This window comes from Streptomyces sp. NPDC005004, assembly GCF_053600675.1.
Genome location: NZ_JBSGAH010000006.1, coordinates 264,249 through 278,145 on the forward strand (window position 1 = coordinate 264,249; position 13,897 = coordinate 278,145).

Here is a 13,897-nt window from a genome sequence, read left to right on the forward strand (position 1 = left end):
GCGCACACCCGGGCGGCAGCGTCCCGGAGCCTTTGATTCCCTGTCACACGCGTGTCACAGAGGGCGACTCGACCCCCTGAGCCCTCTTGAGCCCCCTGACCGCCCCCGGCATACTCCGTGATCCGGGGGTGGTGGAGCATACGTGCGAACAATCCCCCGAACGGATGAATCACGGATTCGTCCGTCACCTCATCTCCAGGGGGAGAGTCTTGCGCAGACAAGTGAAGAACGCGGCGGCGGCCACCGTGGCCACCGCCGCGGCCGTCGCCCTCGCAGCGGGAATGACCAGCCCCGCGTCGGCGAACCCCGTACGGCCCGCTTCGGCGGCCGCCAAGAGCGCGCCCGGCGTCACGTCCGGCACCGGGCGCCACCACGTCACCCTGATCACCGGCGACCGCGTCGTCCTCGACGCCAAGGGCCGCGTCGTCGGCCTCGACCGGGCCAAGGGCCGCGAGCACATACCCGTCCAGGTCCGCAGGGCCGGCACGCACACGCTGGTCGTCCCGGCCGACGCGGCCCGGCTGCTCGCCTCCGGCACCCTCGACCAGCGGCTGTTCGACGTCACCGAGCTGAACAGGCCCGCCACCCGCAAGGCCCAGCGCGACGGCCTGAAGGTCATCGTCGGCTACCGGGGCTCCGCGGGCGCCGCCCGCACCGACGTGCGCGAGGCGGGCACCCTGCGCCACAGCCTCGGCGCCCTCGACGCCGACGCCGTACGCACCCCGGCGGGGGACACCGCCGCCCTGTGGCACGCGGTCACCGACGGGGACCGAGCCGCCTCCGGCATCGCCCATGTCTGGCTCGACGGCGTACGCAAGGCCGCACTCGACAAGTCCGTGCCGCAGATCGGCGCCCCCGTCGCGTGGGCCGCCGGATACACCGGCAAGGGCGTCAAGGTCGCCGTGCTGGACACCGGCGTCGACACCAGTCACCCGGACCTCAAGACCCAGGTGATCGCGGCGAAGAACTTCTCCACCGCCCGCGACGCCACCGACCACTTCGGCCACGGCACCCACGTCGCCTCCATCGTCGCCGGCACCGGCGCCAAGTCGGGCGGGAAGTACAAGGGCGTCGCGCCCGACGCCCGGCTCCTGAGCGGCAAGGTCCTCGACGACGACGGCTTCGGTGACGACTCCGGCATCCTCGCGGGCATGGAGTGGGCCGCCAAGGAGGGCGCCGACGTCGTCAACCTCAGCCTCGGCGGCGAGGACAGCCCCGGCACCGACCCGCTGGAGGCCGAGGTCGACAAGCTGTCCAAGGAGAAGGGCATCCTGTTCGCCATCGCGGCGGGCAACGAGGGCCCGCACTCCGTCGGCTCGCCCGGCAGCGCGGACGCCGCGCTGACCGTCGGCGCCGTGGACGGCAAGGACAAGCTCGCGGACTTCTCCTCCACCGGCCCCCGCAACGGCGACGGCGCCATCAAGCCCGACCTCACCGCGCCCGGCGTCGACATCACCGCCGCGGCCGCCAAGGGCAGCGTCATCGACGACGAGGTGGGCGAGAACCCGCCGGGTTACCTGACCATCTCCGGCACCTCCATGGCCACCCCGCACGTCGCGGGCGCCGCCGCGATCCTCAAGCAGGAGCACCCCGACTGGGGCTACGCCGAGCTGAAGGGCGCGCTCACCGGCTCCACGAAGGGCGGCGATTACACGCCGTTCGAGCAGGGTTCGGGCCGCGTGCAGGTCGACAAGGCCATCGGGCAGTCCGTGATCGCGGACCCGGTCTCGGTCAGCTTCCCCGAGCAGCAGTGGCCGCACACCGACGACAAGCCGGTGACCAAGGAGCTGACCTACCGCAACCTCGGCGACAAGGACGTCACCCTCGACCTCTCCACCACCGCCACCGGGCCCACCGGCAAGGCGGCCCCGGCCGGGTTCTTCAAGCTCGCCGACGACCACGTCACCGTCCCCGCGCACGGCAAGGCCGCCGTCGGCCTCACCGTCGACACCCGCCTCGGCGGCACCACCGACGGTGCCTACTCCGCGTACATCACGGCGACGGGCGGCGGCCAGAGCGTCCGCACCGCCGCCGCCGTCCAGCGCGAGGTCGAGTCGTACGACGTGACGCTGAAGTTCCTCGGCCGTGACGGCAGGGCGACGCCCGACTACGAGGTCTCCCTCAGCGCCCTGACGGGCGAGGCCAAGGGCAGCACGGTGACGCCGTACGACCCCTCCGGCACCGCGAAGGTGCGGCTGCCCAAGGGCTCGTACGTCCTGGACAGCTCGATCTCCGCGGCCAAGGGCATGGACTGGATAGCCCAGCCGCACCTGACCGTCACCAAGAACGCCACGGTCACCGTCGACGCGCGCACCGCACGGCCGGTGGACATCACCGTGCCCACCACGGGCGCCAAGCTGGAGGCCGGGTACAGCGGGTACGACGTCGAGGCCGGTGACTACGGCTTCGGCGCCGGCTGGTTCATGGACAGCTTCAAGAGCCTGCGCGTCGCGCACCTCGGCCCGAAGGCCCCGGCCGGCACGCTGACCCAGCAGTGGGACACCCACTGGACCAAGGGCAGGACCGAGGAGTACGACACCACCACCGGCGGCCCGGTCTCCCGCCTCGCCACCGGCTACACCAAGCACTACAAGGCGAGCGAACTGGCCACCGTCAAGGCCGGACTGGGCGCGAGCGCCGCGAACAAGACCGGCGCCGTGAGCGCGGTGGGCTGGCTGCCCGACGTCTCCGGCGCCACCTCCATCTCCGTCACGCAGAAGCTGCCCGGCACCCGCACCCTGCACCTGTCCGCCACCGGCGGCGCGAAGTGGGAGCTGGACTTCGAGCAGTACGGCGGCAAGGACGCGGACGGCTTCCCGCTCAGCGACGCGGGCTACATCGGTGACCCGCGCGGCTACAAGGCGGGCAAGACCTACGGCGAGAAGATCAACACGCCGGTCTTCGCCCCGCGCGTCAGCGACGTCTCCGGCATCTTCCGCGAGGGCAACACCCTCTACGGCCGTCTCGCCCTCTTCACGGACGGCGCGGGCCACCTCGGCGGCTCGGCCGTCAGCTCGGCGCGCACCACCCTGTACCGCAACGGCAGCAAGGTCGGCTCCAACACGGACCCGCTGAACGGCGACGGGCTCTTCACGGTCCCGTCCGGCGACGCCGCCTACCTGCTGACCACCTCGGTCAAGCGCTCGGCCAAGGTCGCCGGGGCCACCTCGCGCATCGACGCGTCCTGGACCTTCCGCTCGAAGAAGAAGTCCGACGACGTCACCGTCCTGCCCGTCTCCACGATCCGCTTCGGCGCCTCGGTGGGCCTGGACGGCCGGGTCGCGGCGGGCAAGAAGGTCACCTTCCCGGTCACCGTCGAGGGCGCGGCGGCGGGCCGCGACCTCAAGTCCCTCGCGGTGTACGTCTCGTACGACGGCACGACCTTCACCAAGGTCGCCGTGCACGACGGGCGGATCACCGTGAAGAACCCGGCGAAGAACAAGACCGTCTCGTTCCGCGCCAAGATCGCTGACAAGAAGGGCAACACAGCGCGGATCACGGTGCACGACGCCTATCGGGGCAAGTGATTCCACGGATTGGGAAAGGGGGCACCCGGGGCCGCGGCTCCGGGTGCCCCTCCCGTTTCCTACAGCGTGGCGCGCGCCGCGTCCGTACCCCAACTCGACAGCAGACGCAGTGACTCGGCCGACGGCGAGCCCGGCTCGGCGTGATAGGTGACCAGGGAGAGGTCCTGGTCGCCGGTGGCGCGGAAGCTCTCGAAGCTGAGGGCGAGCGGGCCGACCACGGGGTGGTGCAGTTGCTTGACGCCGTGGCACTGTTCCTTGACGTCGTGTGTGGCCCAGAGCCTGCGGAACTCCTCGCTCTTCACGGAGAGTTCGCCCACCAGCGCCGACAGCCGGGGATCGTCAGGGAAGCGGCCCGCGTCCATGCGCAGCCCGCACACGATGTCGATGGCCTTCTGCTCCCAGTTCACGAACAGCTCGCGGTAGGGCGGGTGCAGGAACACCAGGCGCGCCCAGGTGCGGTCGGCGGGGGCCAGCCGGGACCAGTCGCCGAAGAGGGCAGCCGCCATCCGGTTCCAGGCGAGGATCTCCGAGCGGCGGCCCACGACGTACGCGGGCACCGAGTCCATCGTCTCCAGGAGTTCGCGCAGCGCGGGCCGTACCTGCGGCTGACGGGCCGCGGGCCGCTTCTTGTGCGCCTTCGGCCGGGCCAGGTGGACCAGGTGGGCGTGCTCGGCGTCGGTCAGCCGCAGCGCGCGGGCGATGGAGTCGAGGACCTCCGCGGAGACGTTGCGTCCGTTGCCCTGTTCCAGGCGCGTGTAGTACGCGACCGAGACCCCGGCCAGCTGGGCCAGCTCCTCGCGGCGCAGCCCTGGTACCCGGCGCTGCCTGCCGAAGCCGGACAGGCCCACGTCGTCCGGCTTCAGCCGGGCCCGTCTGCTGCGCAGGAACTCGCTCAGCTCGGCCCGCCGGTCGAGGGCCGGGCCGCCGGTCTCCGGCTGTTCGTCCATAGGGCCAGTATCCGTGGCCGTGCGTGTGCGTGGGTCCGGGAGCCTGACCTTGCCAGTGGTAGGCACGGCGGTCGTACGCAAAGGCGAGGACTGGGCAGCCGGGGGAGAGCGGAGGCAGGCTGGAAGAGTGCCCGGGCCGGACCCCGGCCGGGCAGGTACGACCACCCCCACCAGGAGAGTTCCGGCATGACCACTGTTGCCGCGTACGCCGCGCCCGCCGCCAAGGCCCCGCTGGAGCGGACCACCATCGAGCGACGGCCGGTCGGCGCTCACGACGTACTCATCGACATCCAGTTCTCCGGCATCTGCCACTCCGACATCCACCAGGCCCGCGACGGCTGGAGCGAGGGCATCTTCCCGATGGTCCCCGGCCACGAGATCGCGGGCGTGGTCGCGGAGGTCGGCCCGGAGGTGACCAAGTTCGCGGTCGGCGACCGGGTCGGCGTCGGCTGCATGGTCGACTCGTGCCGCGTGTGCGAGAACTGCGAGGCGGGCCTGGAGCAGTACTGCACCGGCGGCGGTCCCGTCTGGACGTACAACGCGGTCGGCAAGGACGGCGAGCCCACCTACGGCGGTTACTCGCAGAACATCGTCGTGAACGAGGACTTCGTCGTCCGCGTCCCCGACGGGCTGTCCCTCGACGTGGCCGCGCCGCTGCTGTGCGCGGGCATCACCACGTACTCGCCGCTGCGGCACTGGGGCGCGGGTCCCGGCAAGAAGGTCGCGGTCGTGGGCCTCGGCGGTCTCGGCCACGTCGCCGTCAAGATCGCCCACGCGCTGGGCGCCGAGGTCACCGTCCTCTCGCAGTCCCTGCGCAAGCAGGACGACGGCCTCCGTCTGGGCGCCGACCACTACTACGCCACCGGCGACCCCAAGACCTTCGAAGAGCTGGCCGGCACCTTCGACCTGATCCTCAACACGGTCTCCGCGCCGCTGGACTTCGCCGCCTACGCCTCCCTGCTGCGCACCGACGGCTCCCTCGTCAACGTCGGTCTCCCCGAGGAGCCCGTGCAGATCACCCTCCAGTCCCTCTTCGGCCACCGCCGCAGCCTCAGCAGCTCCGGCATCGGCGGCATCGCCGAGACCCAGGAGATGCTCGACTTCTGCGCGGCGCACGGCATCGGCGCGGAGATCGAGCTGATCGCCGCCGAGGAGATCAACGAGGCGTACGAGCGCGTCCTCGCCAGCGACGTCCGCTACCGCTTCGTGATCGACACGGCCACGATCTGACGCCCCCGGCCCCGGCCCGATCCCTCACCCCAGAGGGATCAGACCGGGGCCGACCCCCATCGCCGCGACGTCCTCCCGCACCCCGTCCACGAACTCCCGCACCGCCGTGTCCAGCACGTCCCACGCCACGGGCGCGCTCCACACCTGCGGGTCGTGCACACCCCCGACCCGCCAGCCGCCGTCCGCGCGTACGATCCGCACCGCCCCGACCTCGTCGTACGACATCGAGTCGAACGCGAAATCCCCCCGCTTTGCGTCGGCTCCCCGGCGCCACCCCACCAGCTCCCGAGCCAGCTCCGCCACCGGGAACAGCCCCTCCTCCAGGACGACCCGCCCCCCGTCCCGCACGACGAAGTCGGCCTCCAGGTCGACCAGCAGGATGTGCGCGGGCGCACTCCGCGGGGTCAGCCCCCGCCGGGACAGGTCGCGCGCCCCGAGGTTGCGGTACGTGAACTCGACGGCCACGGTCCCCCCTCTCGCCCCGAACGGCTCGGTCAGCCCTCGGCGGGGGCCACGCCGATCGGGCAGGAGACTCCCGTGCCGCCGATGCCGCAGTAGCCCGCCGGGTTCTTGTCGAGGTACTGCTGGTGGTAGGACTCGGCGGGGTAGAACGGGCGGCCTTCGGCGGGGAGGATCTCCGTGGTGATCGTGCCGAGGCCGGAGGCGGTGAGGACCTTCTGGTAGGCCTCGCGGGACATCTCGGCGGCGGCCGCCTGGGCGGGGGAGTGGGTGTAGACGGCGGAGCGGTACTGGGTGCCGACGTCGTTGCCCTGGCGGAAGCCCTGGGTGGGGTCGTGGGATTCCCAGAAGGTCTTCAGGAGGCGGTCGTAGGAGATCACCGCGGGGTCGTAGACCACGCGGACGGCCTCCGTGTGGCCGGTCAGGCCGGAGCAGACCTCTTCGTAGGACGGGTTCTGGGTGTAGCCGCCCTCGTAACCCACCAGCGTGGTGTAGACACCCGCGGGGAGCTGCCAGAACTTGCGCTCGGCGCCCCAGAAGCAGCCGAGACCGAAGTCGGCGATCTCCAGGCCCTCGGGGTAGGGGCCGAGCAGCGGGGTGCCGAGGACGGTGTGGCGGTCGGGGACGTCGAAGGCGGGCGTGGTGCGCCCCGCCAGCGCCTGCTCAGGGGTGGGGAGCTGCGGTGTGCGGCCGAAGAGCATGGGGTCTCGTCTCCCTGTGGTGGTTCGGGGATGGCGGAAGGGCCACCGGTTAGTGCAACGGGCCGGGTGCCCCTCGCATTCCGCTCGCTACACCCCCTCCGCCGCCTTCGCCGTCGCGTTCCGGAAGGCGCAGTAGTCCGCCGCCGGGTCCGCCCGGTAGCGCCAGGGGAGTGCCTCGACGTACCCGTCCACCAGGCGGAACTGCTCCAGCGCCGCCCGGTCGCGGCCCTGGAGGCGGAGGAAGTACGCGAGCAGGTGGCGTACCTCGGGCAGGCGCGGGTGGGACGGGTCGGCTGCCGCGACGTCCGCGAGGACGGCGTCCACGCGGGCGATCATCTCCGGGGTGTTCTCGGCGGTCGTGTCGTCGGACTCGTCGTGTTCCAGATGGGCGATCAGCGGCAGGGCCGTCAGCAGAGTGCCCGCCGGGGCGCCGGCCGCCGCCTTGTCGGCGAAGCCCGCCGCCAGGCGCTCGGAGCCGCGCCACTTCGCGCACCAGTACTGGAGCGCCGAGAAGTGCGCCTCGTAGTGGTGCGGAGCGCGCTCGGTGAGCTGGGCCCACAGCGTGTCCATCTCGGCGTTCGGGCGGCCGAGGCCGAGCGCGATCCAGATGTCCTTGACATACGGCGTCGGGTCGTCCGGGTTCAGCGCCACGGCGCGTGCCACGTCCACGGAGGCGCCCTCCAGCGTCCGGCGGAAGCCCTCGAACTGCTCGCTCGTGGTGTACCTGGCCCGCTTCGCACCCCGCAGCTTCCAGGCCAGGGTCACCGTGGAACTCGCCCGGACCACCGCCGCGTCGGGGTCGCCGGGCCGCGCGTCCTCCCAGCTCAGCAGCCACTCGTCGGCCTCGGCCGCCTTGTCCCCGAGCAAGGACATGAACGCCGAGCGCCGCTCCCAGTCCCGGCCGATGCCGTGCAGCACCTCCGCGGCGGGCCGCCACTCGCCACGGCCGACCGAGGCGAGCGCGGAGGCCCATTCGGCGGGCAGCGGGGCGGCGAGGTCGGTGTTCTGCCGTTCGACGGGCAGCAGCCCGAGCCGCTCGGCCACCGCCGCCGCCTCGGCGGCCTCGTCCTCGGCGAGCGCGGCATCGGTGTCCGTGGAGAAGAACTCCTTCAGGAACACCCAGACCAGCCACCCGCCGAGCAGCACGAGGGGGGTGGCCAGGACGGCGAGGATCCAGAGCAGGACGGTCATCGGGAGGGGGTCCGTTCAGGTGCGAAGAGCTGGTTGCCAAGTGGGGGAGGAGCGCCCCGGTCTCACACCGGGTGTGTCGCCGCCCGCTCCAGCAGCGCCCGCAGCGGTGCCGTGTCCGGGCGGTCCGCGACCGCCGCCGACAGCGCCGCGTCCAGCACGGCGTCCGGGTCCGCTTCCGGGTCCACCGTCAGCGCGGGCAGCCGTACCGCCGCCGGACGCGACCAGGAGAACTCCCAGCGCAGCAGCGACCGCGCGCTCAGCTCGGCCAGCACCATCGTCCGCAGCGACCGGACCAGCCGGGGCCGCGCGAACTCGCGGAACGCCCGCCCCGTCGCCGCCGACGCCTCCTCGGACCGCGGCATCCGCTCGGCCACCTGCCACAGCCGCCCGTCGTCGACGAGCTTGAGCAGCGCCTCCAGCGTCGGCGGCTGCCCGGTGTACTCACCGAGCGCCTGCTGCAACGGCGTCCGCCCCGACGCCAGCCCCTCGGCCATCGTCGCGTCCAGCAGCGCGGGCCAGTCCGCCGCGCGCGGCAGCGCCAGCGCCGACTCCACCAGCGCCGCGTCCTCCAGCAGGGCCAGCGTGCGCGCCGGGTCGGTCAGCAGGGCCAGCGCCGGGCCGCCCGCGTCGGCCGGGCGCCCGTCGGCGGGCAGCTCCTCGATCCGGCGTACCCGCTCGGCGATGGGCGGGTGGGAGTCGTACGGCGACGTTTCCTCGCTCGGCAACTCGGCTCGCATCGCAGCCAGTTGCTCCTCGCGGGCCGCCAGCAGCCGGCCGAAGCCGCCGAAGAACTCGCCGCGCGGCGGCATCGAGCCCGCCGACAGACCGATGGTGGCGTACGAGGCGAGGTAGAACTCGTGGCGGTTCGCCAGCACCGCCACCTCCCGCAGCGCCGAGGCGGTCGCGTCGCGCCCGGCGACGCGGGCGGCCGTACGGTCCGCCGCGTACTCCTGGGCACGCGCCGTGGACAGCGAGGCGCGCAGATAGAGCTTGCCGTACTGGGTGTAGAGCCACGCCATCGCGCGGTACGTCGCCCCGGCGTGCGCGGTGTCGATGGCGCGGGGCTGCTTGCCCTTGGCGATCCGCTTGGCCGCGGCCCTCTCCTGGCGGGCGTGTTCCTCCGCCGCCTTTTTGCGCGCGCTCTCGTGGAACCGTCCGACGACCCGGCCGATCTGCACCCGGCCGCGCACCACCAGCACCGACAGCCGGGTGTCGCCGCCGGTGAAGTGGCCGTACTCGTGGCCGAGGATGGCGCGCACCTGCGCCTCGCTCAGCCCGGTCAGCAGCGGCACCCCGAGCGTCAGCCGCCGCGGTCCGGGGAGCAGGCCGAGCAGGCGGGGCTCCTCGCGGACGGAGGCGTTGACCTCGGGGGTGAGCAGCACGCGGTCGGGCGCGCGGGTGCCCGCCTCGGCGGCCAGCTCGCGCACCAGCGCCCACAGGCGGGGCTCGTCGGCCTCGGTGACCTCGATGCCGGGCGGGTCCTCGCCCTTGGGCGTGCGCAGCATGAACAGGCCGCGTACGACGGGGACGGCGAGCAGGACCGAGAGGCCGACGAGCTTGAAGGCGGCGTAGCCGTGGACGTACTCCAGCAGGGAGATGTCGAGGCCGGCCAGCGCGGCGAGCACGAGAAGGCTCAGCAGGTAGAAGCCGAGGAGCAGGACGAGGGCACGCAGCGCGCGCAGGCTTGCGAGCATCGGGCAGAGATCCCCCCACAGGACCCGGTGAATCGGGAAACCGGTGATACGCGGACAGGGCGGTGCCGGGTGGACGGTGCCGCCGGTGAGTGTGGGGGGACTCGGAGCGGCCCACGGCAAAGCAGGAGCAAAGACCGGGGCAAGCGGAGTATGCCTTACCCCAGGTCAGCGCGGCAATCCTGATTCCGGGTCAGGTCAAACGAGGTTGACGCCGAGGTGGTGTCAGCCCGGCAGGTTCGCCGGGCTGCCGCCGTTGGCCTCGTACCCCGCGACCGCCACCGCGCGGTACAGCGCGAACTCCGCCGCCGGGTCGGCCGACAGGGTCCACGGCAGCGCCCCGACATGGCCGTCCACGTGCACGAACTGGTCCATGGCCTCAGCCCAGCGCTCGGCGCGCACCAGGAAGAAGGTCAGCAGATGCCGGACGTGCGCGAGCACCGGGTCGTCCGGCCGGGCGGTGGCGACCGCGTGCAGCGCGCCGTGCATCGCCTTGGTGACGACCTCGCTCTGGTAGAAGCCCATCACCAGGTTGACCTCGGGCAGGTGCTCGAAGACCGCGAAGAGCGGCAGCGCGGACAGCAGCGAACCCTCGGGCGCGCGGGCCGCCGCCGCCTCCGCGAAGGCGTACGCCTCCTCGCGCGAGCCGTGCCACTTCTCGCACCAGTGGTGCAGCGCGGCCAGATGCGCGCCCATGTGGTGCGGGGCGCGGTCCAGGATCCTCAGCCAGAGCTGGTCGAACTCCTCGCGCTGGTAGCCGAGCCCGCGCGCGACCGACAGCTCCACGATGTACGGCACCGGGTCGCCGGGTGCCAGCAGCGCCGCCTGCGCGCAGGCGTCCCGGGCCTCCTCCATGATGATCCGGAAGTCGTCCGTGCCCGGCACCGACGTACGCCACGCCTGCTGCACCAGGAACTCCGCGTGCACCGCCGCGCCGCCCGCGTCCTTCGGCTGCTCGGCCCGCCACACCCTGAGCCACTGACCGCCCGGCGTCTCGTGTATCCCGCCGGGGCGCCGCTGCAGCTCCAGGGCCGCCGCGCCCGCGAACGCCTGCACCCGCTGCCAGCGCGTCTCGCTCTCCGCCTCGGTGCCCGCCAGCAACTGGGCCGCGGCCCGGTAGTCACCGGTGCGCTGCACCAGGTCCAGGACCTCCAGCAGGTCCTCGTCGGGACCGGGCATCCGCACGTCCAGCTCCTCCTGGCGCACGAAGCCGTACCGCGCCGGGTCGGCGGCGTCCGGGTGCCCGGGGTGCACCTGCTCGATGCCCCGCCTGCGCCGCCGGAACGGAAGCAGCACGAAGCACAGCATGAGCAGCGCCATCAGCAGCCAGAGAATCGCCATGCCACAAGCGAACCAGACGAGCCCGACACTTGGCCAACCCCCCTCGGGCAGCCTGTGGAAAACGTCCCGCGACAGCCTGTGGAAAGGTTCCCGTAACAGGGCACGGACGCTCGCGTCCGGCATCACCCCCGCGAGCGCATTACGCTCGGTGCACATGAGCGACAGGCACATCAGCGAGCACTTCGAGACTCTGGCGATCCACGCGGGCAACACCGCCGATCCCCTCACCGGCGCGGTCGTCCCGCCCATCTACCAGGTCTCGACCTACAAGCAGGACGGCGTCGGCGGCCTGCGCGGCGGCTACGAGTACAGCCGCAGCGCCAACCCGACCAGGACGGCGCTGGAGGAGAACCTCGCCGCGCTGGAGGGCGGGCGGCGCGCCTTCGCGTTCGCCTCCGGTCTCGCGGCCGAGGACACCCTGCTGCGCACGCTGCTCGTCCCGGGCGACCACGTGGTGATCCCGAACGACGCCTACGGCGGCACCTTCCGGCTCTTCGCCAAGGTCGCCTCCCGCTGGGGCATCGAGTGGTCCGTCGCCGACACCAGCGACCCGGCCGCCGTACGCGCCGCGATCACCCCGAAGACCAAGGCCGTCTGGGTGGAGACCCCCTCCAACCCGCTGCTCGGCATCACCGACATCGCCGCCGTGGCGCAGGTCGCGCACGCCGCCGGAGCCAAGCTGGTCGTCGACAACACCTTCGCCACGCCCTACCTCCAGCAGCCGCTGTCGCTGGGCGCGGACGTCGTCGTGCACTCCCTGACCAAGTACATGGGCGGCCACTCGGACGTGGTCGGCGGTGCGCTGATCGTCGCCGACGAGGGCCTGGGCGAGGAGATCGGCTTCCACCAGAACTCGATGGGCGCCGTCGCCGGTCCCTTCGACTCCTGGCTGGTGCTGCGCGGCACCAAGACCCTCGCCGTGCGCATGGACCGCCACAGCGAGAACGCCACGAAGATCGCCGACATGCTCTCCCGGCACCCGCGAGTGACCAGCGTGCTCTACCCGGGTCTGCCCGAGCACCCCGGCCACGAGGTCGCCGCCAAGCAGATGCGCGCCTTCGGCGGCATGATCTCCTTCCGCGTCGAGGGCGGCGAGGAGGCGGCGGTCGAGGTCTGCAACCGCACCCGGGTGTTCACCCTCGGCGAGTCCCTCGGCGGCGTCGAGTCGCTGATCGAGCACCCCGGCCGCATGACGCACGCCTCGGTGTCCGGCTCCGCCCTGGAGGTCCCCGCCGACCTCGTGCGCCTCTCCGTCGGCATCGAGAACGCCGACGACCTGCTGGAGGACCTGAAGCAGGCCCTCGGCAAGTAAGCGCCCCGGCAGGCAGCGGGCAGGGTTCTCACGCACCCGCGCCCGTCACCAGCCGTGCACGGGTGGAGTCGTCCGCGAGGGCGGCTCCACCCACGGCTGCGTCCGCGCCGCCCACACCACGAACGCCACCGCCGCCGCGCACAGCACCAGCCCCAGCACCCGGCGTGCCAGCCGCCCGAGCCGCAGCGCCCTGGCACCCCGCCGCGCGGCGTCGGCGTACAGCCCCGGCGGCACGACCACCGGCGTGCGCTCCAGAACCCGTCGTACGGCTGCCGCCCGCTCGGCCCGGCTCACGACGGCCGCCCCGGGCGCCGCACCCACGACGGCGCCCCGCGGACCGCCGCCCGCCTGGCGGGCGGAGGCGGCGGACGCAGCACCCGGACCGTCGCGCGCTCGCAGATCCGGTACACCCGCTCGGCGGGCAGCCCCAGCAGCGCCGCCGTCTGCTCCTCGCCGACCCCCTCGTACACCCGCAGCACCAGCACCACCCGCTCCCACGGGGTGAGCGCGGCCAGCGGTCCCCGCGGACGGACGAGGGGGTGTCTGCCCGGTCCTCGTGGTCGCCGGCCCGCGAAGAACGGGGAGACACCCCCCAGGGGCGCGCGGCGGTACCAGCTCCCGCGCGCGAAGCGCACCGCGAGATGCGCACGGGCCCGCTCGTACGGATCTTCGCCGGGCGGCCGGTCCCAGTGGGCGTAGACATCGGCGAGCGCCCGCGTCAGCAGGCGCCGTGCGCGAGGGTTGGCGTCCGGGGGTTCGGCGGTGAGCAGGGTCGCCGCGCGCAGCAGCCGCGGCCCCACGCCCCTGGCGAACTCCGTGAACTCGCTGTCCCGGGCGTCCCGCGCCGGCTGCCGACCGCGCACCGCGCCTCCCCCCCCGACCGGTCCGGTACGAAGACCGGCCCGGCCCGCCGTCATGGGCCCGGTCTCATCCGATGCCCGGCACGGCCCGGGGTCAAGAGCCCGGACGGCAACAGCGCCGGACTCGGGCCGCGCGCCTCAGGAGACGGCGGGCGGCTGCGTGGAAGGCGTCATACGGGCGGAGAGCGCGGTGTTGAAGCGCGTGAGCAGCGCGCAGAACTCCTCGCGCTCCCCCGCGGTCCAGTCCTGGGTCAGCTCGGCCATCAACTGCCGCCGCGAGGTGCGCACCTCGGCGAGCCGGTTGGCGCCGCGCGGGGAGAGCTGGAGCACCACCGCGCGCCCGTCCTCCGGGTGCGAGGTGCGCTTGACGAGCCCCGCCTCCACCAGCGGCGCCACCTGCCGGGTCACCGTCGAGGAGTCGATCCCCATGCTCGCGGCGAGCGCCTTGACCCCCATGGGGCCCTCGTTGTCGAGCCGGTTGAGCAGCAGATACGCGGCACGGTCCATGGAGTTGCGGACCTGACCGACACCACCGAGCCGGGTCTGCTCGGCGCGCCGGGCGAAGACCGCCACCTCGTGCTGGAGCGTGTCGAGGAGGCCGGTGTCACCGACGGTCGTCATGTCCATCGACATGTCAG

12 protein-coding genes are annotated in these 13,897 nt (G+C 72.9%); 3 read left to right on the forward strand and 9 right to left on the reverse strand.

Features of this window, described 5'->3' with window-relative positions; translation table 11 throughout:
- The first annotated feature begins 221 nt into the window (after window positions 1–221).
- A complete protein-coding gene (locus tag ACWEEU_RS10895; RefSeq protein WP_451731031.1) occupies window positions 222–3,527 on the forward strand; it encodes a S8 family peptidase in 3,306 nt (1,101 codons plus the stop codon).
- Between the two features lie 59 nt (window positions 3,528–3,586).
- Here ACWEEU_RS10895 and ACWEEU_RS10900 read toward each other — a convergent pair whose 3' ends face one another.
- The gene (locus ACWEEU_RS10900; protein WP_385741884.1) at window positions 3,587–4,474 is read right to left on the reverse strand and encodes a helix-turn-helix domain-containing protein; all 888 of its coding nucleotides are present in this window, start codon (window positions 4,472–4,474) and stop codon (window positions 3,587–3,589) included.
- Between the two features lie 186 nt (window positions 4,475–4,660).
- Between ACWEEU_RS10900 and ACWEEU_RS10905 the strand changes: the two genes are divergently transcribed.
- Complete coding sequence (locus ACWEEU_RS10905; protein WP_385741881.1) at window positions 4,661–5,704, forward strand: NAD(P)-dependent alcohol dehydrogenase; 1,044 nt, start codon at window positions 4,661–4,663, stop codon at window positions 5,702–5,704.
- Window positions 5,705–5,728: 24 nt separating this feature from the next.
- On the opposite strand, the gene ACWEEU_RS10910 is transcribed toward ACWEEU_RS10905, so the two are convergent.
- From ACWEEU_RS10910 to ACWEEU_RS10930, 5 genes are all read right to left on the reverse strand, one after another.
- Complete coding sequence (locus tag ACWEEU_RS10910; RefSeq protein ID WP_451730874.1) at window positions 5,729–6,169, reverse strand: DUF7878 domain-containing protein; 441 nt, start codon at window positions 6,167–6,169, stop codon at window positions 5,729–5,731.
- Between the two features lie 29 nt (window positions 6,170–6,198).
- Window positions 6,199–6,864, reverse strand: coding sequence for a peptide-methionine (S)-S-oxide reductase MsrA (msrA, locus tag ACWEEU_RS10915; protein ID WP_385741875.1), 666 nt, complete (start codon window positions 6,862–6,864; stop codon window positions 6,199–6,201).
- Between the two features lie 87 nt (window positions 6,865–6,951).
- Window positions 6,952–8,055 carry a hypothetical protein gene (locus ACWEEU_RS10920; protein ID WP_451730878.1) on the reverse strand — a complete coding sequence of 368 codons (1,104 nt, stop codon included), beginning with the start codon at window positions 8,053–8,055 and terminating at the stop codon, window positions 6,952–6,954.
- A 62-nt stretch (window positions 8,056–8,117) separates the two neighbouring features.
- Window positions 8,118–9,749: a M48 family metalloprotease gene (locus ACWEEU_RS10925; RefSeq protein WP_451730880.1), complete on the reverse strand. Its 1,632-nt coding sequence runs from the start codon at window positions 9,747–9,749 to the stop codon at window positions 8,118–8,120.
- Window positions 9,750–9,971: 222 nt separating this feature from the next.
- Entirely contained in the window at window positions 9,972–11,087 is a 1,116-nt protein-coding gene (locus tag ACWEEU_RS10930) for a hypothetical protein (protein ID WP_385741866.1), read from the reverse strand.
- A 154-nt stretch (window positions 11,088–11,241) separates the two neighbouring features.
- On the opposite strand from ACWEEU_RS10930, the gene ACWEEU_RS10935 reads away from it, so the two are divergent.
- The gene (locus ACWEEU_RS10935) at window positions 11,242–12,399 is read left to right on the forward strand and encodes a cystathionine gamma-synthase (RefSeq protein ID WP_451730884.1); all 1,158 of its coding nucleotides are present in this window, start codon (window positions 11,242–11,244) and stop codon (window positions 12,397–12,399) included.
- A gap of 45 nt (window positions 12,400–12,444) precedes the next feature.
- Here the strand turns inward: ACWEEU_RS10935 and ACWEEU_RS10940 are convergent, their stop codons facing one another.
- The 3 genes from ACWEEU_RS10940 to ACWEEU_RS10950 all read right to left on the reverse strand — a co-directional run bounded on the left by ACWEEU_RS10940 (window position 12,445) and on the right by ACWEEU_RS10950 (window position 13,892).
- Complete coding sequence (locus ACWEEU_RS10940) at window positions 12,445–12,693, reverse strand: hypothetical protein (protein WP_385741860.1); 249 nt, start codon at window positions 12,691–12,693, stop codon at window positions 12,445–12,447.
- Complete coding sequence (locus tag ACWEEU_RS10945) at window positions 12,690–13,262, reverse strand: RNA polymerase subunit sigma-70 (RefSeq protein ID WP_451730887.1); 573 nt, start codon at window positions 13,260–13,262, stop codon at window positions 12,690–12,692. Before ACWEEU_RS10945 ends, ACWEEU_RS10940 begins: the two co-directional genes overlap by 4 nt.
- 135 nt (window positions 13,263–13,397) lie before the next feature.
- Complete coding sequence (locus ACWEEU_RS10950) at window positions 13,398–13,892, reverse strand: MarR family winged helix-turn-helix transcriptional regulator (RefSeq protein WP_451731034.1); 495 nt, start codon at window positions 13,890–13,892, stop codon at window positions 13,398–13,400.
- Window positions 13,893–13,897 lie beyond the last annotated feature (5 nt).

Bases quoted from the DNA above. Each gene is read 5' to 3' on its own strand.
- ACWEEU_RS10900 (WP_385741884.1), bottom strand. From the start codon at position 4,474: ATGGACGAACAGCCGGAGACCGGCGGCCCGGCCCTCGACCGGCGGGCC.
- ACWEEU_RS10905 (WP_385741881.1), top strand. From the start codon at position 4,661: ATGACCACTGTTGCCGCGTACGCCGCGCCCGCCGCCAAGGCCCCGCTG.
- msrA (WP_385741875.1), bottom strand. From the start codon at position 6,864: ATGCTCTTCGGCCGCACACCGCAGCTCCCCACCCCTGAGCAGGCGCTG.
- ACWEEU_RS10920 (WP_451730878.1), bottom strand. From the start codon at position 8,055: ATGACCGTCCTGCTCTGGATCCTCGCCGTCCTGGCCACCCCCCTCGTG.
- ACWEEU_RS10925 (WP_451730880.1), bottom strand. From the start codon at position 9,749: ATGCTCGCAAGCCTGCGCGCGCTGCGTGCCCTCGTCCTGCTCCTCGGC.
- ACWEEU_RS10930 (WP_385741866.1), bottom strand. From the start codon at position 11,087: ATGGCGATTCTCTGGCTGCTGATGGCGCTGCTCATGCTGTGCTTCGTG.
- ACWEEU_RS10935 (WP_451730884.1), top strand. From the start codon at position 11,242: ATGAGCGACAGGCACATCAGCGAGCACTTCGAGACTCTGGCGATCCAC.
- ACWEEU_RS10950 (WP_451731034.1), bottom strand. From the start codon at position 13,892: ATGTCGATGGACATGACGACCGTCGGTGACACCGGCCTCCTCGACACG.